The organism is Pandoraea pulmonicola, assembly GCF_000815105.2.
In the GTDB taxonomy this organism is placed as follows: Bacteria; Pseudomonadota; Gammaproteobacteria; order Burkholderiales; family Burkholderiaceae; genus Pandoraea; species Pandoraea pulmonicola.
On sequence record NZ_CP010310.2, the window covers coordinates 4,190,768 to 4,210,388 of the forward strand.

Annotated in this window: 19 protein-coding genes; 9 read left to right on the plus strand and 10 right to left on the minus strand. The window is 64.6% G+C overall.

Features of this window, described 5'->3' with window-relative positions:
• Positions 1-53: 53 nt before the first annotated feature.
• On the minus strand, positions 54-980 hold the full coding sequence (locus tag RO07_RS17795) for a LysR family transcriptional regulator (protein WP_039404532.1): 927 nt from the start codon (positions 978-980) through the stop codon (positions 54-56).
• Positions 981-1,137: 157 nt separating this feature from the next.
• Between RO07_RS17795 and RO07_RS17800 the strand changes: the two genes are divergently transcribed.
• Positions 1,138-1,761: a chromate transporter gene (locus RO07_RS17800; RefSeq protein WP_039404534.1), complete on the plus strand. Its 624-nt coding sequence runs from the start codon at positions 1,138-1,140 to the stop codon at positions 1,759-1,761.
• Positions 1,758-2,288, plus strand: a complete 531-nt coding sequence (locus RO07_RS17805; RefSeq protein ID WP_072637089.1) for a chromate transporter — start codon at positions 1,758-1,760, stop codon at positions 2,286-2,288. The genes RO07_RS17800 and RO07_RS17805 overlap by 4 nt, the downstream gene beginning before the upstream one ends.
• Here the strand turns inward: RO07_RS17805 and RO07_RS26115 are convergent.
• Positions 2,185-3,693, minus strand: a complete 1,509-nt coding sequence (locus tag RO07_RS26115; RefSeq protein ID WP_039404540.1) for a hypothetical protein — start codon at positions 3,691-3,693, stop codon at positions 2,185-2,187. The genes RO07_RS17805 and RO07_RS26115 overlap by 104 nt on opposite strands.
• Before the next feature lie 207 nt (positions 3,694-3,900).
• Here RO07_RS26115 and RO07_RS17815 point away from each other — a divergent pair, with 207 nt between their 5' ends.
• The 3 genes from RO07_RS17815 (at position 3,901) to RO07_RS17825 (ending at position 7,475) form a co-directional block, all read left to right on the plus strand.
• The gene (locus tag RO07_RS17815) at positions 3,901-4,527 is read left to right on the plus strand and encodes a LysE family translocator (RefSeq protein WP_039404541.1); all 627 of its coding nucleotides are present in this window, start codon (positions 3,901-3,903) and stop codon (positions 4,525-4,527) included.
• Between the two features lie 53 nt (positions 4,528-4,580).
• Complete coding sequence (locus tag RO07_RS17820) at positions 4,581-5,462, plus strand: DUF3047 domain-containing protein (RefSeq protein WP_084072867.1); 882 nt, start codon at positions 4,581-4,583, stop codon at positions 5,460-5,462.
• 228 nt (positions 5,463-5,690) lie between these two features.
• On the plus strand, positions 5,691-7,475 hold the full coding sequence (locus tag RO07_RS17825; protein ID WP_039404542.1) for a peptidoglycan D,D-transpeptidase FtsI family protein: 1,785 nt from the start codon (positions 5,691-5,693) through the stop codon (positions 7,473-7,475).
• A 668-nt stretch (positions 7,476-8,143) separates the two neighbouring features.
• Here the strand turns inward: RO07_RS17825 and RO07_RS26375 are convergent.
• The 5 genes from RO07_RS26375 to RO07_RS17850 all read right to left on the minus strand — a co-directional run bounded on the left by RO07_RS26375 (position 8,144) and on the right by RO07_RS17850 (position 13,343).
• Entirely contained in the window at positions 8,144-8,509 is a 366-nt protein-coding gene (locus RO07_RS26375; protein WP_052266693.1) for a cytochrome o ubiquinol oxidase subunit IV, read from the minus strand.
• The gene (locus RO07_RS26380; protein WP_039404545.1) at positions 8,510-9,136 is read right to left on the minus strand and encodes a cytochrome o ubiquinol oxidase subunit III; all 627 of its coding nucleotides are present in this window, start codon (positions 9,134-9,136) and stop codon (positions 8,510-8,512) included.
• Positions 9,137-9,138: 2 nt separating this feature from the next.
• Positions 9,139-11,118 (minus strand): cytochrome o ubiquinol oxidase subunit I, encoded by a 1,980-nt coding sequence (gene cyoB, locus RO07_RS17840; protein WP_039412716.1) that lies wholly within the window; start codon positions 11,116-11,118, stop codon positions 9,139-9,141.
• Between the two features lie 15 nt (positions 11,119-11,133).
• Entirely contained in the window at positions 11,134-12,195 is a 1,062-nt protein-coding gene (cyoA, locus tag RO07_RS17845) for a ubiquinol oxidase subunit II (protein WP_084072676.1), read from the minus strand.
• Positions 12,196-12,713: 518 nt separating this feature from the next.
• A complete protein-coding gene (locus tag RO07_RS17850; protein WP_039404546.1) occupies positions 12,714-13,343 on the minus strand; it encodes a LysE family translocator in 630 nt (209 codons plus the stop codon).
• Positions 13,344-13,614: 271 nt separating this feature from the next.
• On the opposite strand from RO07_RS17850, the gene RO07_RS17855 reads away from it, so the two are divergent.
• Positions 13,615-14,079 carry an Lrp/AsnC family transcriptional regulator gene (locus RO07_RS17855; RefSeq protein ID WP_039404548.1) on the plus strand — a complete coding sequence of 155 codons (465 nt, stop codon included), beginning with the start codon at positions 13,615-13,617 and terminating at the stop codon, positions 14,077-14,079.
• Between the two features lie 69 nt (positions 14,080-14,148).
• The gene (locus RO07_RS17860; protein WP_084072677.1) at positions 14,149-15,696 is read left to right on the plus strand and encodes a sensor domain-containing diguanylate cyclase; all 1,548 of its coding nucleotides are present in this window, start codon (positions 14,149-14,151) and stop codon (positions 15,694-15,696) included.
• Here the strand turns inward: RO07_RS17860 and RO07_RS17865 are convergent.
• Positions 15,624-16,667: a LysR family transcriptional regulator gene (locus RO07_RS17865; RefSeq protein ID WP_052266694.1), complete on the minus strand. Its 1,044-nt coding sequence runs from the start codon at positions 16,665-16,667 to the stop codon at positions 15,624-15,626. The genes RO07_RS17860 and RO07_RS17865 overlap by 73 nt on opposite strands.
• A complete protein-coding gene (locus tag RO07_RS17870; RefSeq protein WP_039404550.1) occupies positions 16,664-18,130 on the minus strand; it encodes an MFS transporter in 1,467 nt (488 codons plus the stop codon). The genes RO07_RS17865 and RO07_RS17870 overlap by 4 nt, the downstream gene beginning before the upstream one ends.
• Before the next feature lie 140 nt (positions 18,131-18,270).
• On the opposite strand from RO07_RS17870, the gene RO07_RS17875 reads away from it, so the two are divergent.
• Positions 18,271-18,873 carry a helix-turn-helix transcriptional regulator gene (locus RO07_RS17875; protein WP_335645800.1) on the plus strand — a complete coding sequence of 201 codons (603 nt, stop codon included), beginning with the start codon at positions 18,271-18,273 and terminating at the stop codon, positions 18,871-18,873.
• A 48-nt stretch (positions 18,874-18,921) separates the two neighbouring features.
• On the opposite strand, the gene RO07_RS17880 is transcribed toward RO07_RS17875, so the two are convergent.
• The gene (locus tag RO07_RS17880; protein WP_039412728.1) at positions 18,922-19,239 is read right to left on the minus strand and encodes a YnfA family protein; all 318 of its coding nucleotides are present in this window, start codon (positions 19,237-19,239) and stop codon (positions 18,922-18,924) included.
• A gap of 100 nt (positions 19,240-19,339) precedes the next feature.
• Here RO07_RS17880 and RO07_RS17885 point away from each other — a divergent pair, with 100 nt between their 5' ends.
• A complete protein-coding gene (locus tag RO07_RS17885) occupies positions 19,340-19,546 on the plus strand; it encodes a SlyX family protein (protein WP_039412730.1) in 207 nt (68 codons plus the stop codon).
• Positions 19,547-19,621: the final 75 nt, after the last annotated feature.

Genomic DNA, 19,621 nt, shown 5'->3' on the forward strand with positions numbered 1-19,621 from the left:
ATGCACGAACGTTACGCACCGAAGTCCGGATGACGCGGCCCGCGTCATCCCTCTCAATGCTTCGCGACGAACGATTGCGCCGTGGCCCGCACATGGTCGAGCAGCCGTGCGGTGGGTCCGGCGAGCACGCCTTCGCGACAGGCGAAGTGCAACGGCGCGCGCGGCGCGGGCGAGAGTGGCCGGTAGACGATGCCTTCGATCTGCATGCGCATGAGCGAAGCGGGCACCACCGAAACGCCCAGCCCGGCGGCGACGAGCGAGAGCGTCGAGAGCAGACGCGGCGCCTCCTGTTCGATGTTCGGGCTGAACCCGGCGCTGTGGCACGCGGCGATGATCGCGTCGTACAGCCCCTGTCCGGTACGGCGCCGGTAGAGAATCAGCTTTTCGGCCGCGATGACCGTCATCGGCACGGCCGCCTTGCCCGCGCGCCCCGTCAGGGCGAGCGGATGCGCCGAAGGCACCGCCAGGACCATCGACTCCTCCAGCACCGGCACGAACGTGATCTGTCCGGTGTCGCCTTGCGGCTGACGGATGAAGGCCGCGTCCAGTTGCCCGTCGCGCAGTCCGTCGAGCAACTCGCTGGTGCTGCTCTCGTCGAGCATGAGCGAGACCGACGGCGCGTCGCGCCGAAAGGCGCGAATCACCGTCGGCACGAACGGGTGCAACGCCGACGAACTCGTGAAGCCGACCGACAGCCGTCCCTTGATGCCCGCGGCCACGCGACGCACGTCGTCGACGGCCTGATCGAGCTTGCGCACGACCTCGTAGGCGTCGCCGAGAAACGCCTGACCGGCGTCCGTGAGCGCCATGCCGCGCGGCAGCCGCTCGAACAGCGTGACGCCCAGTTGCGTCTCCAGCACGCGGATCTGCTGGGAGAGCGGCGGCTGTCCGATGCCGAGGCGCTCCGCGGCGCGTGTCATGTGTCCCGTTTCCGCCACGGCGATGAAATAGCGCAGCAGGCGCACGTCGATATTTGCCATATTGATTCGATATGAATTAATTCATTTCCATATATTGGACAATATAGCGCAATCGACCTACTCTGTTGGTGTCCCGTGCGGCATACGTGCCTCGTCTCCCTTGAAGGCGCGTCCTGCCGGGCGGCCCCACAGCAGTTTCGTTTTCAGAAGACCCGCCATGAGTATTCCGGCTCCGCCCGTCCCCAACGCGATGCAGGACGGCCGTCCCGCCCCCGACAAGTCAGACAAGTCGGACGGGCCCGACACGATCCACACGCCCAGCATCCGCGCGCTCTTTTTCGGTTTCCTCGGTCTCGGCATGACCGCCTTCGGGGGTGCGTTGCCGTTGGCGCGACGCATGGTCGTCGAGAAGCACCGCTGGGCCTCGCCTGCCGAATTCACCGATCTGCTGGGCCTGTGCCAGTTTCTGCCCGGCGGCAACATCATCAATCTGTCGGTGGCCCTTGGCATGCGCTTTCATGGATGGCGCGGCGCGCTGGCGTCGATCCTCGGGCTGATCGCGGCGCCGTCGGCGGTGGTGATCATGCTCGGCGTGATCTATCAGCGCTTTCAGAACGATCCCCACGTGAAGCATCTGTTTGCCGGTCTGGCAGCAGCGGCGGCGGGATTGCTCATTCAGATGGCGTGGAAAGTGGCGTGGCCGTTGCGCAAGTCGATCGTGCTCGGGTGTGTCGCGCTCTCGTGCTTCATTGCCATCGCGGTGCTGCGGGTACCGCTCGTGCTGACCATGCTCGTGATGACGCCGATTTCCATCTATGCCACGTGGCGGGTGTCGCAATGACCGGCACGCTCGTCTCGCTCGCGCTCATCTTCACGCAGTTGTCCGTGCTGGCTTTCGGAGGCGGCAACACCATCCTGCCCGAGATGGAGCGTCAGGTCGTCGATCTGCATCACTGGATGACGTCGGAGGAGTTCAGCGCGCTGTTCGCGCTCGGGCAGGCGGCGCCCGGCCCGAACCTGATGATCGTGACGCTGGTCGGCTGGCATATCGCCGGCTGGCAGGGCATGCTCGTCACGTCGCTGGCGAAGTTCGGGCCGTCGTCGCTCATCACCGTGGGCGTGCTGCACCTGTGGGAGCGCTTCAGGGACCGGCCATGGCGTCGCATCGTGCAGGCGGGGCTGGTGCCGATGACGGCCGGCCTCGTGGCCGCGAGCGCGGCGTTGATTGCCGAAGCGTCGGCCACCTCCTGGCTGCTTGCGGCGATCACGGCGAGCGTGGCTGTGCTGGCGATCCGTACGCGCGTGCATCCGCTGTGGTGGCTCGCGGCCGGTAGCGTCGCGGGACTCGTGGGCGGCGCATATCTCTGAGGTCCGTCGCTTCGGCCCTGTCGGCTCCGTCCGCCCCGCCCACTACCTCGGTCATGTGAGCCGAGCGATCCGTCTGCGCTTGCCGACCGGCATTCACCACATGAGCATGGGGCGTGCGCCAGTGATCGCGCCCGAGGGCGCGAATGCCATCGACCAGGTGCACCCAGTCGGCCGAGCCGATCACCAGCGAAGGCGGCGTATCGCCGCGGGCGAGCGCCACCAGCCGTGGCGGACAGGGTTCCCGTGCGGGCGGCGTGCCCGCCAGCAGCATGAGCCGGGCGAGCCACCGGGCGGCGTCCATCGGCAGCGTGGGCGTGGCGACATCGCCGCAGCGCGGCATCGGCTCGTCCGACCAGTGCCAGGTGCGGCGTGCGCTGATGCCTGAGCGCGTGGCGACGCCGAGTGCCGCCAGCACTTTCTCGCAGGTCATGCCATGTTGCGCGGCCAGTGTCAGCGCGCTTTGCGCCAGGGCGCGCCAGTCGCCTGTGCCGCCACAGTCGTTGCGCACGCTGGCGGCGATCAGGCCGACGACGCGCGATCGCACGCGCTGCAGCGCCTTGGGGTCGGTCAGACGAAGCCGGGCGGTGCACGTGTCGTCCGACAGATCGGCGGTCGTTTCATCCGGATCGAAGAGTTGCACGTCGACGGGATGGACATTGAACGTCGGCGAGCCTTCCTCGTCGTGGCGCCAGTCCGGCTCCAGACGTTCGCGAAGCAGCGTGAAAGCGTCGTCGAAGCGGATCAGCGACGGCTTTTCATCGTCGATCCGCAAGGTGCGGCGCAGCGCCCCGGGCTGGCGAAACCCGAGGCCATGCGCGAGCAACTGGCACAACAAGGCCACGCGGTCGCTTTGCGCGAGCGAGCTTTGCGGTGTGTCCGCGACGTGCAGGATCAGCGCTTGCGCGATCTCGCGCTCGGCGAGTTGCCGACGGGTCGTGGGGGGTGCGCAGTACGCGTCGTTCGTCGCCTCGAAGGCGGTGAAGCACTGACGCATGGCGGTGACTTCACCCAGCGTGCGGCGGTGCAGTTGCGCGTCTGTTTGCACGCCCCAGCGGCGCTGTCCCTGTTCGCCCGAAGCGAAGGCCGCTTCGAGCTCGCGCCATTCCGGGCTGAGGCACCGGTGCATTGCGCCGATCGTGAGCGCGCTCAGGGCGCAGGCGAACGCGACGTCGGCCGAGGCGAGCACACCGGCGCCCATGCCGCCGGCCGATGCATGGTACTGCCATTTGCGCCCGGCATCGGCCCATGCATCGGCGACGGCCGAGTGCAATCCGCGCTCGCGCAGACACTGCGACGCGCTCGCGAAATTGTCGCGGAATCCTTCATAGACACAATGGGCCGTTTGCGCCCCGGCGCGCAGAACGGTTCCCATCGAGGCGGATACGGCATCGGCCATCCAGGGCATGTCGACTCTCCTTGCCGCCGTCGCGGCGGATATGAAAGGCGGCATGCTGCGCCGTGATGACGCGGTTCGCTTCAGGAATGGGACAGCGGGCAGCATCAAAGCGACTCCGGCAAGCCATCGCGGAATCTGGGATGATGTCGCCTGAAATCCCCATCACGCGCGCCCGGCCCCGTCGTCTGGCGGCGCGTTCGACTCCACGGAGCTGCCATGCCGACCTTCGCCACGCTTGCCACCTTTGTCGCCGTCGTTCTCGGGCTGTTTCTGATTCCCGGTCCGGCCGTCCTGCTGACCATCACGCGTACCGTGCAAGGCGGGCGGCGGGCGGGGGTCATGACCGGCATGGGCATTGCGATGGGCGATCTCGTCCACACGCTGTGTGCGGCCGTCGGCCTCTCGGCGGTGTTGATGACTTCCGCGCTGGCCTTCGACGTGGTGAAGTACGTGGGCGCGGCCTACCTCATCTATCTGGGCGTCAAGGCGTTGCGCGAGCGGCCGTCCGATCCGCGGTTGCCGGTGGCGCCGAGCGTGTCGCCCTCGCGGGCTTTCGTGCAGGCGGTGGCCACCGAAGTGCTCAATCCCAAGACGGCGCTCTTCTTCCTCGCGTTCATGCCGCAGTTCGTGCATGCCAGCGAGGGCAACGTCTTCGTGCAATTCCTCGTGCTGGGTCTCGTGTTCGTGGCGATGAGCGCGCTGTATACGGCGGCGATTGCGTTGTCGGTGCGGCCGCTGGGCAAGTTCGTGCGACGCTTCACCTGGCTGCTGCGCTGGCAGGGCAAGATCATCGGCACCATCTTCATCGGCCTGGGTTTGCGGGTGGCCCTGCAGCAGCGCTGAGCCCTGGGCCGTCTGCTTGACGTCGCAACATCACAATGCCGGAGTCGTTCGCCATGGCTCGCATCGCTTCGTTGCCGCATCCTTCGCTGTATTCGTCACCGGGTTCATCGTCTGACCCGGTGTGCCGCCGTCCCCCTTCTCGTGTGTTCGTCGCCTGGCTGTCCCGGCGGGCGCGGACGTTCGCCGTGACGCTCGTCCTCTCGTTCTGCGCTTCGCTGCTGCCGAGGGGTGTGGCGCTGGCTGCCGAGGAAGCGTCTCAAGCTGGCGCCGCCACGGCGTTCTCGAGGGCGACGCCCGGTGCGGCGCTGCCCACGGGTTGGCAGAACCTCCCGGTCGTGAAGGGCAAGAAGCTCACCGCCTACACCGTCGTCGTGGACGGCGGGCGCAACGTCATCGAGGCCAATTCCGTCGATTCGGCGTCGGCCCTCATGGCGAAGGGAGACGGTATCGACCTGGGGGCCACACCCGTCGTGTCGTGGCGCTGGAAGGTCGACCAGGCGATTCCGGGGGCGGACAACCGGGTGAGGGACAAAGAGGATTCGCCGGCGCGGCTCGTCTTCTTCTTCGACGGCGACAAATCCACATTGCCGTTCGGCGACCGGGCGGCGATGACCTTGGCCAGAGCGGGAGGAGAGGATCTCCCCTACGCCACGCTCATGTACATCTGGTCGAACGATGCGGCGCCGGGCGGCGTCATCCAGAATCCGCATACCGACCGCGTGCAGATGATCGTGGTGGCGGGCGGCGAGGCGTCGCTGGGCAAATGGCAGACGTTCACGCGCAACCTTGCGGCCGACTACGAGCGCGTCTACAAGGAGAAACCGGGCAAGTTGCTCGGCTACGGCATCTTTACCGACAGCGACAACACTCATGCGAGCGCGCATGCCTGGTATGGCGACATGCGTTTCAGTCCGGCGAAGCCTTCCGAACGATAAGACGACATGGGCGATTCCGGTCCTGGAATCCCCTTTCGGTTTCGCCTGCCGACACCTATTCGAAAGCCGCGGAGCGGTTCATCGAAAAAAACCCTGAAAGCCCCGTCTGACGGGGCTTTTGCGCTATTGCAACAGACGCTTGCGTGCTACGCTATCTCGCCTAGAATTCGAGCCAGGGTCTGTCCCGGCCCCGTTGCTGTTCACGCATCTCCACGCCCCGCGAGCGCCATGCAAAAGAATCGCCAGCCCAAGGACGTCACGTTTTCCTCCAGTCCTGTTTTGCAGTCGCGCATGTCGCTTTGGCGCTCCAAGTTCGTCGTCATCGTGATCACCCTGGCCTTCATCGGATTGGTCGTACGCGCGTTCTGGATAGCGGGACCGGGCAATGGTTTTTACATCGCGCAGGGCGAAAAGCGTTACGAGCACACCATCGTGATGCCTGCGGTGCGCGGCAAGATCGAAGACCGCGATGGCCGGGTGCTCGCGACGAGTCTGCCGATGCGCACCGTGTGGGCCGTGCCGGCCGAGGTGCCGGACGATCTGTCCGACAGCGATATTCAGAAGGCGAGCAAATTGCTCGACATCCCGGCCAAGGAACTGCGTACCAAACTGATCGGCGAGAAAAAATTCGTCTACATCAAGCGGCAGGTATCGCCTGAGATCGGCAAGCAGGTCGAGGCGCTGGGCATTCCCGGCGTGTACGAGAGCAGCGAATACAAGCGTTTCTACCCCGAGGGCGAAGTGGCGGCGCACGTCGTGGGCTTCACCAACGTGGAGGACAAGGGCCAGGAGGGTATGGAACTGGGTGAGGAACCGTTGCTCGAGGGCACGGCTGGCGTACGCCGCGTCATCAAGGACCGGATTGGCCGCACGATTCAGGATCTCGACGATTCCAGCCCGCCGCGCGACGGCAAGGACATTCGGCTGACGCTCGACACGCGCGTGCAGTACATCGCCTACCAGGCGCTCAAGAATGCCCTGGAGCGCACCGGCGCCAAGGCGGCGATGGCGGTCGTCATCGACGCCAAGTCCGGCCAGGTCCTGGCCCTCGCCAACCTGCCGACCTACAACCCCAACGATCGCGAACATCTGACTGGCGAGCAGTTGCGCAACCGCGTGTTTACCGACGTCTTCGAGCCTGGATCGATTCTGAAGCCGTTCACCATGGCGTTGGCATTGGACCTGCGCCGACTGACGCCGTCGACGCTCATCGACACCGGCCCGGGCCGCTACGTATTCGAGGGTGCGACCATCAGCGACGACAGCGCGAACGGCGTGTTGACGGCCGCGGGCGTGATCCAGAAGTCCAGCAACATCGGGATGACCAAGGTGTCCACCATGTTGCGGGCTGAAGAAATGTGGGACATGTTCACCGAGATCGGTCTGGGGCAGCAGCCGAAGCTGGGCTTCCCCGGGGCGGTGTCCGGCCGCTTGCGTCCGTACAAATCGTGGCGTCGGATCGAGCAGGCGACGATGGCCTACGGCTACGGGATTTCGGCGTCGCTGTTCCAGTTGGCGCGTGCGTACACCATCTTCGCCAACGACGGCGTGATGGTACCGATATCCATCATCAAGCCGGATGCGCCGGTGCAGCCCGAGGGCGTGCGGGTGATCGATGCGCATACGGCGACGGAGATGCGCAAGATGCTGGCGAGCGTGGTCGATACGGGGGGTACGGCGACCACGGCGCAGGTGGCAGGTTACAGCATTGGCGGGAAGACCGGTACGGCCTATAAGGCCGGTGCGCACGGGTACGACCATTCCAAGTACCGTGCGTCGTTCGTGGGGATTGCGCCGTTGTCTGCGCCGAGGCTGGTGATTGCCGTGTCGGTGGACGAGCCAAAGGCGTCGCAGCACTTTGGCGGTCAGGCGGCGGGTCCGGCGTTTGCGGAAATTGCGTCGCAGGCGTTGCCGTTGTTGGGGATTCGACCCGATCTGCCGGTGCGGCCCGGGGTGATTCTCGCGGCGCCGACTTCCGACACGCCGCCGGACGACAAGGCGTCGCGCGGGTAAGGGGACGGGCTACAGGCCCCCATGAGTCCGTACCCGCTTCATACGCCCGCAGCAGATCGACTTGGGGGCCGGCCGCGTCACTCCACCTTAAAGTCGCGCCGCAACCGGCCCCCAAGTCGATCCCTCACCGAACAGGACCCGACGACACCGACCGAAAAAGAATCGTCGCCACACAAACAGGGCGACCGCAGATCAGTTGCCAGTTCACCAAATCGCAGGACGACCGTAGTGTTGCGGCACAGGATGCTGCGCAAACAATTCGGGTGGGTGAGGAAGTGGAGCGGTGGCGACCGGAGGTTGGGCGGTGGAGAGAACAGGATGTATGACGTGACGGTTGGCGGCCCCTGACGGAGCGACTTTAAGGTGGAGCGCAGTCAGGGGTCGGCAACCGGCGCGGGGTTGGGGAGTGGATTGGGGTGGTGGCGGATGAATGTCGCGGGGTGTCGACGAGACGACGACGCGAGAGCAAAAAAGGCGGTTCGATTATTCGAACCGCCTTTTTTGCACACCCCGAAAGCCGAGAAGCGGGAAAACCAGGCACAAAGAAAAGCAAAAAAACAAACCCCGGAGCCAGCGGGAAGCCAACATCCGGGGTATGACGGAGGCACGGGAAGCGCCTCCGAGAAGCCCTCTCCCCGGTCGACCTGCACCGGAGAAAGTTGCCGGCATTACATGCCCGGCATCATCAGCGAGTTGGCATTGTGCATGATCCACAGCGAGCCGACGAGCACGATGGCCACGATCAGCACGGTGAACAGGAATGCCATCACATTCCAGCGTTGTTCCGACGAGCGGTCCATGTGCAGGAAGTAGATCAGGTGAACGATGATCTGCACGAGGGCGGCGCCGAGAATCAGCGGCAGCACCGTCGACGGCGGCATCGTACCATCCATCACCAGCTTGAACGGCACGACGGTCAGGATCACCGCGAGCACGAAGCCGATCAGGTACGACTTCACGCTGCCGTGGCTGCCACCGGCGGCATTGTGGCCAGCGTCGTGGCCGTGCGATTGCACCGATTTCGTATTGCTCATTTACATCGCTCCCATCAGGTACACGACCGTGAACACGCCGATCCAGACCACGTCCAGAAAGTGCCAGAACAGCGACAGGCATTGCAGACGCGTCGTGTTCGTCGAGGTCAGGCCCTTCTTGCCGATCTGGAACATCAGCACGGCCATCCACAGCAGGCCCGAGGCCACGTGCAGACCGTGGGTCGCCACGAGCGCGAAGAACGACGACAGGAAACCGCTGCGGTTCGGGCCGGCGCCTTCGAGGATCAGGTGGTGGAACTCGTACAGTTCCATCGCGATGAACGCGGCGCCCAGCAGCCACGTGACGGCCAGCCAGCCTTGCACGGCGCCCTTCTTGCCGTTGTGCAGACCGACCATGGCGAAACCGTAGGTGATCGACGAGAACAGCAGGATGAACGTTTCGACCAGCACGAACTTCAGGTCGAACAGTTCCTTGCCCGTCGGACCGCCTGCCGTGGCGTCGCGCAGAACCGCGAACGTCGCGAACAGGCTGGCGAACAGCACCAGGTCGGTCATCAGGTACACCCAGAAACCGAAGATCGTGTTGCCGCCGGTGTCGTGGTGCGCGTGGTCGTGCGCATGCGCATCCGCATGCGCGCCAGAGTGTTTGAGAACTTCGCTCGTCATGATTAAGCCTTTGCTGCTGCGGCCAGCGCCTGATGGTGGGCCGTTTCAATGGCCACCACTTCCGGCGACTGCACGTAGTAGTCGATCGAATCGTCGTTGCTGCGGCAGATGAACGTCACGATCATGCCCACGAAACCGACGATAGCCAGCCACCAGATGTGCCAGATCGCGGCGAAACCGAACACCAGCGAGAACGCGCTGATGATGAAACCGGCGCCCGTGTTCTTCGGCATGTGGATCGGCGCGTAGCTCGTCTTCAGATCGCCCTTGATGCCATGTTCCTTGCGATAGGCCAGCTCGTCGATGTCATGCACGCGCGGCTCTTCGGCAAAGTTGTAGAACTGCGGCGGCGACGACGTCATCCACTCCAGCGTGCGGCCGTTCCACGGATCGCCCGTCGTATCGGCCAGCGCCTTGCGGTTCTTGATCGAGATGACCAGTTGCAGCACCTGGAAGCCGATACCCGCGGCGATGAACAGCGCACCCACCCAGGCGGCGATCAGCCACGGCTGCCATGCGGCGTTTTCGTAGTGGTTCAGACGACGGGTCATGCCCATCAGGCCGAGCACATACAGCGGCATGAACGCGAGGTAGAAGCCGATCAGCCAGCACCAGAAGCTTGCCTTGCCCGTACGCGAATCGAGCTTGAAGCCGAAGGCCTTCGGGAACCAGTAGTTCATGCCCGCGATGTAGCCGAACAGCACGCCGCCGATGATCACGTTGTGGAAGTGAGCAATCAGGAACAGCGAGTTGTGCAGCACGAAGTCCGCGCCCGGCACGGCCAGCAGCACGCCCGTCATACCACCGATCACGAACGTCACGATGAAGCCCAGCGTCCACAGCACCGGCACCGTCATCTGCACGCGACCACGGTACATCGTGAACAGCCAGTTGAAGATCTTCACGCCCGTCGGAATCGAGATGATCATCGTCGCGATACCGAAGAAGGCGTTCACGCTGGCGCCCGAGCCCATCGTGAAGAAGTGGTGCGCCCACACGAGGAACGACAACACCATGATCGCAGCCGTGGCATACACCATCGACTTGTAGCCGAACAGTTTCTTGCCCGAGAACGTCGAGATGATCTCCGAGAAGATACCGAACGCCGGCAGAATCAGGATGTACACCTCCGGGTGACCCCAGATCCAGATCAGGTTGATGTACATCATCGGGTTGCCGCCCAACTCATTCGTGAAGAAATGGAAGTCGAGGTAGCGGTCCAGCGAGAGCAGCGCCAGAGTCACCGTCAGCACCGGGAACGCAGCGCACACCAGCACCATCGTGCACAGCGACGTCCACGTGAAGACCGGCATCTTCATCAGGTTCATGCCCGGAGCGCGCATCTTCAGGATCGTCACGACGAAGTTCACACCCGTGAGCAACGTTCCCAAGCCCGATATCTGCAAAGCCCAGATGTAGTAATCCACCCCCACGCCCGGACTGTATTGAATGCCCGAGAGCGGCGGATAGGCCAGCCAGCCCGTGCGCGCGAATTCACCCACGCCCAGCGACAGGTTCACCAGCGCCGCGCCGGCCACGAACAGCCAGAACGAAAGCGTGTTCAGGAACGGGAAGGCCACGTCGCGTGCGCCGATCTGCAGCGGCACCACGAGGTTGACCAGCCCCGTCATGAACGGCATCGCCACGAAGAAGATCATGATCACGCCGTGAGCGGTGAAGATCTGGTCGTAGTGATCCGGCGGGAGCACGCCCGGCGCATTGTGCGCGAGCATGAGCTGCGTACGCATCATGATGGCGTCGGCAAAGCCGCGCAGCAGCATGACGAGCGCGACGAGCACGTACATCACGCCGATCTTCTTGTGATCGACCGACGTAATCCACTCGTTCCACAGGTACTTCCATTTGCCGAAGTAGGTGAGCAGCGCAATGATGCCCAACCCGCCCAGCACCATCATGCCGACCGCGCCGACGATGATCGGCTCGTGGTACGGAATGGCTTCGAGGGTCAGTTTGCCAAACAGCGTTGACATTGTCGTTTACTCCTTATGCGCATGCGCGGCCGTACCGGCGTGCATCGCGTGCGCACCGGCGTTGTCCATGGCCATGGTCATCGACTGGCCGTTCTGCACCTTGGCGGCGGCGGCCGGAGCCGTCGCGGCGTCCGTGCCCGCGCCCTTCATTTCCATCTTCATGTCCATGCCCTTCATTTCCATGGCGCCGTGGTTTTCATGGCCTTCATGCTGCGTGGCCATGCCAGTCGCCATCGGGGCGTGCAGGATCGACTGGAACATGTTCGCGTCGACCGAGCTGTAATACGTGACCGGCGAGTTCTCGCTCGGCGGCACCAGCGAAGCGTAGCCGCTCTTGTCGAGCACCTTCTTCGACTCGCGCACCTTCTTCACCCATTGCTGGAAATCGTTGTCGCTCATCGCCAGCGTCTTGAAACGCATGCCCGAGAAGCCGCCGCCGCTGTAGTTCGCCGAAATCCCGTCGTACGCGCCGACGTGGTTGGCAATCAGGTGCAGCTTCGTTTCCATGCCGGCCATCGTGTAGACCTGGCTACCCAATTGCGGAATGAAGAACGAATTCATGATCGATTCCGACGTGATCTTGAAATTCACCGGCGTATCGACAGGCACGGCCAACTCGTTGATCGTCGCAATGCCCTGCTCCGGGTAGATGAACAACCACTTGTAGTTCATCGACACCACTTCGACCGTGATCGGCTTCACGTCGCTTTCCAGCGGCTTGTAGGGATCGAGCTCGTGAGTGGAGACCCAGGTGAGGCGGGCAAGAATCACAATGATGACGATCGGCACCAGCCAGACCACGACCTCAATGGCCGTCGAGTGCGACCAGTTCGGCTCGTAGCGCGCCGACTTGTTGCTCGCGCGGTACTTCCACGCAAACCACAGCGTCATCAGGATGACCGGAATCACCACGATCAGCATCAGCCACGTGGCCGTGAGGATCAGGGACTTGTTCTCTACTCCGATCTGCCCTTTAGGGTCGAGCAGCGTCATGTTGCAGCCGGCCAAAAGCAGCGGCGAGCACAAGGCGAGGAGCCTAAACAATCGCGGGTTTCTGTGTTTCTTCATGTCACACGACAGGTTGAGTTGGCCAGCGAACGGCGCAACACGGGCTTACCGGCCTGATGCAGGGTCGCAGGAGGTTGGCAAGGGTTAAGGGGACGGGAGCAGTCGTCGCGCCGGTATTGCACCGGTCGAACTACGACGACTGTGTCATCGAAAAGACGGGAACCGGGGCAGGTTGCCGCCCGCAGACCTCAAGTCACTGTCCGACTTCTTGTCTTTTACTTCCATCACGGTGCGGCATTATGCCGAAGTTTAATTAGCCCGGACATCGCCCAATCGCCTGCGCGACAATGTGTCGCGCAGCCTTCACGCGTACGCGCGCGGCATTTTCAAAGCAGATCGGCACCTTTTGGGCGGTAAACGCTGTGCAATGCAGCAATGCGGGAACGTTCACTGATTTCAACGGGTGCGACGTTGTGTCGCACCCGAATTTGCGGTGTTGCAGCGAAATTGGATGAGACGCACCGGAATGGTGCACATCGGATGGCGGGATGTACGGACGACGTATTCTGCCCCGCTTTTCAGTCGAGCGACAGTCGTACGGCAAAGGCCATGAGTGCCGTCGCGAACGACCAGCGTTGCACTTTTTGGGCAAACGGCCGCGTGCGTAGCCAGTGTGCGATGCGCGCCGCGCCGAAGGCGAGCGCGACGTCGAAAATCGCGCCCACGATGAGCAGCAGTACACCGAGTTCGAGGACTTGCGTCCAGACCGGGCCGGCCTCCGGGTGCACAAACTGCGGCAGCAGCACCGAGCAGAACAGGAGCGCCTTGGGGTTGAGCACGCTCGAGAGCACGCCACGCCGCACGGCGTGTCCGAGCGGCGGCGGCGCGTCGGTGGACGCCGCGGCGGCCTCCATGCCGAACGCCGGCGAGCGCCAGATCTGAATCGCGATCCATGCGAGATAGATGGCGCCCGCGATACGCACCGTCTCGAACAACCACGGCGCGGCGCGCAGCAGCGCGGCCACGCCACAGGCAGAAAGCGTGACGTGCCCGGCGCGAGCAAGCGCCAACCCGAGCGCCGTGGCCAGGCCGTGCCGCACCCCGCGCGTCATGCTGGTCTGCATCACCAGCGCCATGTCCGGGCCGGGCAAAGCGTAGACGACGATCAAGGCGCCAATGAAAACGGTGAGCAACTGCAGCGAAACCATGATGAATGTCCCCTGTGGACCAACGCGACGAAACACAGGAGGAAATGATCGCGCCAATCGGGGAGGGATAGATAGCGTTTTCCACCCCATACAATTCATTTTTTTGATGCTTTCAACTACCAAAACACTAACATCGAAGAAATTCCCTTTCCTCTCAGCGGACTCGAACGCCGCTCGCCCCAGGCTGGAAGGATGAGGGCAACACTTCCCGGCGGCGCCGGTTCGTGGTGGAATGCCGTCTTTTCAGTCGCTTTTGTAGCGGGATATCACAATGAATGATCTCGACGCCACCGACCGGGCGATCCTTGCCATCGTCCAGCGCGACGGCCGTATCTCCAACGCACGGCTTGCCGAGCGCGTGTCGCTGTCCGAAACCCCATGCGCACGTCGTCTCAAGCGGCTCGAGGCCGACGGCCACATCACCGGCTACCGGGCCGAACTCTCGCGCCGGGCACTGGGCCTCGGGGTCATGGCATTCGTGCACGTCCGCTTCGCCGTCCACGATCGCGCGCTCTCCGAAAAGTTCGAGCGCGAAGTGCAGGCGATCGATCGCATCGTGTCGTGCCACAACATTTCCGGCAGCGCCGACTACCTCCTCGGCGTGGTCGCCACCGATCTCGACGACTACGGCCTGTTCACGCGCGACGTGCTGCGCGCCCTGCCCGGCGTCTCGTCCATCGAATCGATGCTCTCGCTGTACGAAGTCAAGCGCGACACCGGCGCACCGCTGCTCTAATGGGCCGCTGGCGTGGCGCGGCGTCCGTTTGCCCTTAGAATGGCGGCCTGACCCGACCTCAGGTGCCACATGCCGGACGCCATGCCTGCCGTACCTTCCCAGCCGTCTTCGTTGTCCCCCTCGCCTTCGTCCTCCCCGACCACCGACGACACGCTGATGTTCGACCTCGCGCCCGTCTCGCTCTGGCTCGAGGACTTCAGCGGCGTGCAGCAACTCTTCGACACATGGCGCGCACAGGGCGTGACCGACCTGCGCGCGCACTTCAAGGCGGACCCGGCCCACGTGTCGGCGTGCTCGCAGCGCATCCGGGTCGTCAAGGTCAACCGGCGCACGCTGTCGATGTTCAACGCGCCGTCGCTCGATACGCTCGTGGCCAACCTGCCGCGCGTGTTCCGCGACGACATGCTCAAGACGCACATCGAAGAGCTCTGCCAGCTCTGGGACGGCCGCACCCACTTCACCAGCAAGACCGTCAACTACACGCTCGACGGGCGGCGCCTCGACGTGCTTCTGCACGGCACGGTCCTGCCCGGCCACGAGGACACGCTCGCGCGCGTGCTGATCTCGCTCGAAGATGTCACCGAACTCGAGCATGTACGCCAGCGCGTGACGATGGGCGAGCAGTACGCCCGCGGACTTTTCGAATACTCGCCAGTCTCGTTGTGGGTGGAGGATTTCAGCGCCATCAAGATGCTGCTCGACGATGCACGCGCCCGCGGCATCACCGACTTCCGCACGTTTACCGACGTGCACCCCGAGTTCGTCGAGCGCTGCATGACCGAGATTCATGTGCTCGACGTGAACCGCCACACGCTGGCGATGTTCGTCGCGCCGGACAAGGCCACCTTGCTCTCGCATCTGCCCGACGTATTTCGCGACGACATGCGCCACAACTTTCGCGAGCAGCTCATCGACCTGTGGGACAACAAGCTATTCCAGCAGCGCGAAGTCATCAACTATGCGCTCGACGGCAACGAGATCAACGTCCACCTGCAGTTTGCCGTGCTGCCCGGCCATGAAGCGCGCTGGGACCTGGTGCTCGTTGCGCTCACCGACATCACCGCGCGCAAGAAGGCGGAGTCGTACCTCGAATTCCTCGGCAAGCACGACGTGCTCACCAAGCTGCGCAACCGCTCGTTCTACGCGGACGAACTCAACCGGCTCGAACGCAAGGGACCGTATCCCGTCACGGTGATCGTGGCCGATCTGAATGGCTTGAAGGGCGTGAACGACCAGCTCGGCCACGCGGCGGGCGACGCCTTGCTGCGCCGCGCCGGCGAGGTGCTGGGCAAGGCAACGGTCGCGCCGCAGATAGCCGCGCGCATCGGCGGCGACGAATTCGCGCTGCTGCTGCCCTCGACCGATGCAAGCGGCGGCGCCGCCATGATCGAGAGCATTCGCCAGCTCGTGGAGCTGAACAACTCTTTCTATCCGGGCACGCCACTCTCATTCTCGATGGGCACCGCCACGTGCGAGGCCGGCGAGCGGCTCGAAGCCGCCATCCAACGCGCCGATCTGCTGATGTACGAAGAGAAGCGCAACCACTACGCCGGCACGGTGAACGGGCGCCGCGCGCTGGACGCCGTGTCGTCCGGCTCAGGCGACGCCGGCACGTAAGCGGGCGCGTTGCTCAGCGGCTCGCAAATCTCCGCGAGCCAGTCGACGAAAGCCCGCACGCGAGGCGATATTCGCTTTTGCGCCGGATACGCCGCCGAAAGCCGCAACGTCGGCGGCGGGCACTTCGGCAACACCGGCACGAGCCGCCCCGAGGCGAGATAAGGGGCCGCGGCGAGCAACGTCGGCTGGATCAGGCCAAGGCCTTCCAGTCCCGCGGCGAGATAAGCGGCCTCGTCGCCGACATGCAACTGCCCGCGCGTGCGCACGCACGTTGCCTTCGCGCCAATCGTCAATGTGAGATCGCCGCAACGCGCCGGGAGCGGTGTCAGCCCCTCCATCTCGACCTGCCGGCCCGCGCCGGGCACCCCGAGCGTTTCGACGGGCGCCGTCAGCCATTTCACCGAAGTATGCGTGGCGAGGTCGTCGGGGTTCCCGGGCGTGCCATGAAGATCGAGATAGCGGCGACTCGCGCATGTCACCCGAGGCAGATCGCCGAGATGGCGCGCCACGAGCCGCGAGTCCGGCAACTCGCCCAGCACCACGCCACAGTCGACGCCGTCGCCGCGCCAGTCGCCGTGCGCGGGCGTCGCATCGAGCGCGATCTCGAGGCCCGGATAGCGCGCCTGAAAACCGGCCAGCGACGGCATCACGACTTCACGCGCGATGACCGGCGGCAGGACCACGACGAGACGTCCGCGCAATTGGGTCTGTGCTCCGAAGAGTCCCGACTCCACCTCCTCCACGTCGGCGAGGATCGCGGCACACCGTTCGTAATACGCCGCGCCCTCCATCGTGAGGGCGACGCGACGCGTCGAGCGCGTGAACAGCGCCACGCCGAGCCAGCGTTCGAGATGCTGCACCTGGGTAGTGGCGGTGGCGCGCGGAATATCGAGCGACAGCGCCGCCTTCGTGAAGCTGCCAACGTCGGCCACGCGCACGAAAGTGCGCATGGCGGTGATGCGATCGATCATGATGCCTCCTGCCCCGTGACGGGAGCGGCCACCTTGCCGCGCATTGCCAGAACCGCCGCACCGGCCGGGGCCAGCGCGAACGTCGCAAACAGCCAGACCGCCGCGCGCTGCACTTCGGCAAGCGCGCCGTCGGCCAGGCCGGCCGAATTGGCGACCAACCCCGCGAGGGCCGAGCCGAGCGCCATCGAATACAACTGCACCGTGGTGATCGACGCCGACGCGAGGTGCGCTTCGCCCGGACGCGCCGCCGTCATCACGCGAGTCAGCAGATGCGGCCAGCCCATGCCGACGCCCACGCCCACCGCGAACAACGCGAAGCAGATCGACGCCACACCGGTGTTCGTCGCGAAGAGCGACGCTTGCGGCAACAGCCAGGCCAGCGCCAGCATGCCGATCGTGACGATCACGGGGCCGAGGCGCACGCGTCGCTCGGCCGCCTCGCCGTGGCGCCCCGCGCTCGTCATCGAACCGACCGACCACCCCGCCGCCATGAGGGCCGCGAGGTAGCCAGCGGCGAACGGCGTCTGGCCGTGAATCGTCTGCAGGAAATAAGGCACGTAGATTTCGCTCGTCGTCGCCAGCCCAAGCAGGCTCATCGCGGCGTACAGACTGCCCAGGCGTGTGCGCAGCGAATACGCACCGGTCGGCATCAGACGCGGCTGTGCATGTCGCGCGCTGCGCTCGCGCCGCGCGAGCCACCACGCCAGCCCGAGTCCCACGACGACCCATGCGGCCGCCATCGCATGCGAGTCGACGACGGCGCCGAGCGAGATGGCGACGGCCGAAGCGCACAGCAGGACGACCTTGAACCAGGGCACGGCATGCGCTTCACCGGTGGCGTTCGACGCCTCGTTGCCCGCCGTTGCGCTCGCCCGTCCCGGCGCCACTTGCGCACGGATGATCAGACCGAGGCAGACGACCACCGGCAAAAGCGACCAGAAGGCCCAGCGCCAGTGTCCGAGTTGTGCGAACACGCCGCCGACCGCCGGCCCGCACAAGGTGGCCACACCCCACATCCCCGAGACGAGACCCATCGCGCGCGACCACAGCGGTGGCGCAAAGACGATGCGGATCAACGCATAACTGAGTGCGAGAAGAATGCCGCCGCCGAAGCCCTGCAGGGTGCGGCCGGCGAGCATCCAGGGCATGTCGGGCGCGGCCGCGCACACGATCGTGCCCGCGCTGAAACCGAGCAGCCCGGCAAGATAGGCCGCGCGCGGCCCGAGCGCGGTGAGCATCTTCGACGCGAATACCGAGCCGAGAATCGAGGCGACAACGAAGAGCGTGGTGTTCCACGAATACAGATCGAGCCCCCCGATGTCTTTCACGATGGACGGCAACACTGTCGTCGCCACATACACATTGGTCGCATGCAGGGCGACGCCGCCCGCCAGGGCCAGCGAGCGCCAACCGTTGTTACCTCTCAACAAATCGTGCCAGCCCGGCGCCGTGGCGTTCGTCATGTTCGTTGTCATGAATGGACAGCCGCCCGTGGGCGGACTAATATGCAAGAAAGTTCTTGGATATTACATGCCTCACGATGAATTACCCAAATACCCCCTTGGATAATAGGGCGACAACGCCGAATGCCGGGCACGAGCGCGTGCTGCACTGGCTCAAGACGCAGGGCCCCGCGTCGACGGCGGAAGTCGCGTCAGGCCTGGGCATCACGGCTGAAGCGGCGCGTCAGCAAGTCCAGAGGCTGGTGGCGGAAGGTTGGCTCGTCGGCGAGACGATGCCCGCGCGTGGCGCGGGCCGTCCCCGGCGAGCGTGGACGTTGACCGAGGCCGGCCACGGCCGCTTTCCGGATGCGCACCCGCAGTTGACCGTGCAACTGATCGGCTCGATTCGCCAGTTGTTCGGCGAAGACGGCCTCGATCGCCTGATCGCACAGCGCGCGGCCGACACCCGCCTGCACTACAAGCAGGCCATCGACGGCCTGCCGAGTCTGTCGGCGCGGGTGCAGAAGCTCGCGGAGATTCGATCGGCGGAGGGGTACATGGCACGCGTGGAGCGCGACGGCGACGACTGGCTGCTGATCGAAGACCATTGCCCCATCTGCGCGGCGGCGAAGACGTGTCAGGGCTTTTGCCGCTCCGAGCTGGAACTGTTCCAGGAGTTGATCGGCGAGCGCGGCACCGTCTCGCGCGAGACGCACATCCTCGCCGGCGGGCAGCGCTGCACATACCGCGTGAGTCCGTGCTGAATCCGTAGCTCGCCTATTGCAGCGCCCTCAACCGAGCGTCGCTTCGTTTCAGCGCGGCTGAAACGCAATCAGGCTCATGCCGACGAGCGCGACAGCCACGCCCGCCACGTCCCATGACGTCGGACGCAAACCGTCAACGAGCCACAACCACACGATCGCGACCCCGATGTAGACGCCGCCATAGGCGGCATAGACGCGTCCGGCCGCCGAGGGATGCAGCGTGAGCAGCCACGCAAACAGGGCCAGCGACAGCGCACCGGGAACGAGCAGCCAGACGCTGCGCCCCTGTTTGAGCCAGAGCCACGGCAGATAGCAGCCGACGATTTCGGCCACCGCCGTCGCGACATAAAGCAGAAAGGTTTTCATGGTGCGATTATGCCGGGCGCCGGTGTACCACGCCATGTCGGACAGTGCGCCTCGCCGATGGCCTACAATGCCGCGTTCACCGGAGAAGCTCATGGAATCGTTGGAATCGCGTGTCGTCGAACTCGAAATCAAGGCGGCGTTTCAGGAAGACCTGCTCGAGACGCTCAACGAGATCGTCACCCGTCAGGAACAGCAGATCGACCTGCTGCAAAAGCAGTTCAAGGCCCTGTATCAGCAAATGCAGTCGCAAGGCCAGAGCGGTGGCAACGACGGCAATCCGCGCCACGAAATCCCGCCGCACTATTGAGTCGGCAAATCGCCCGACCCCGCCGGATTCGCTGAACTCGCCGAACGCTTTGAATCCGCCGGCACGGCAGCCTCG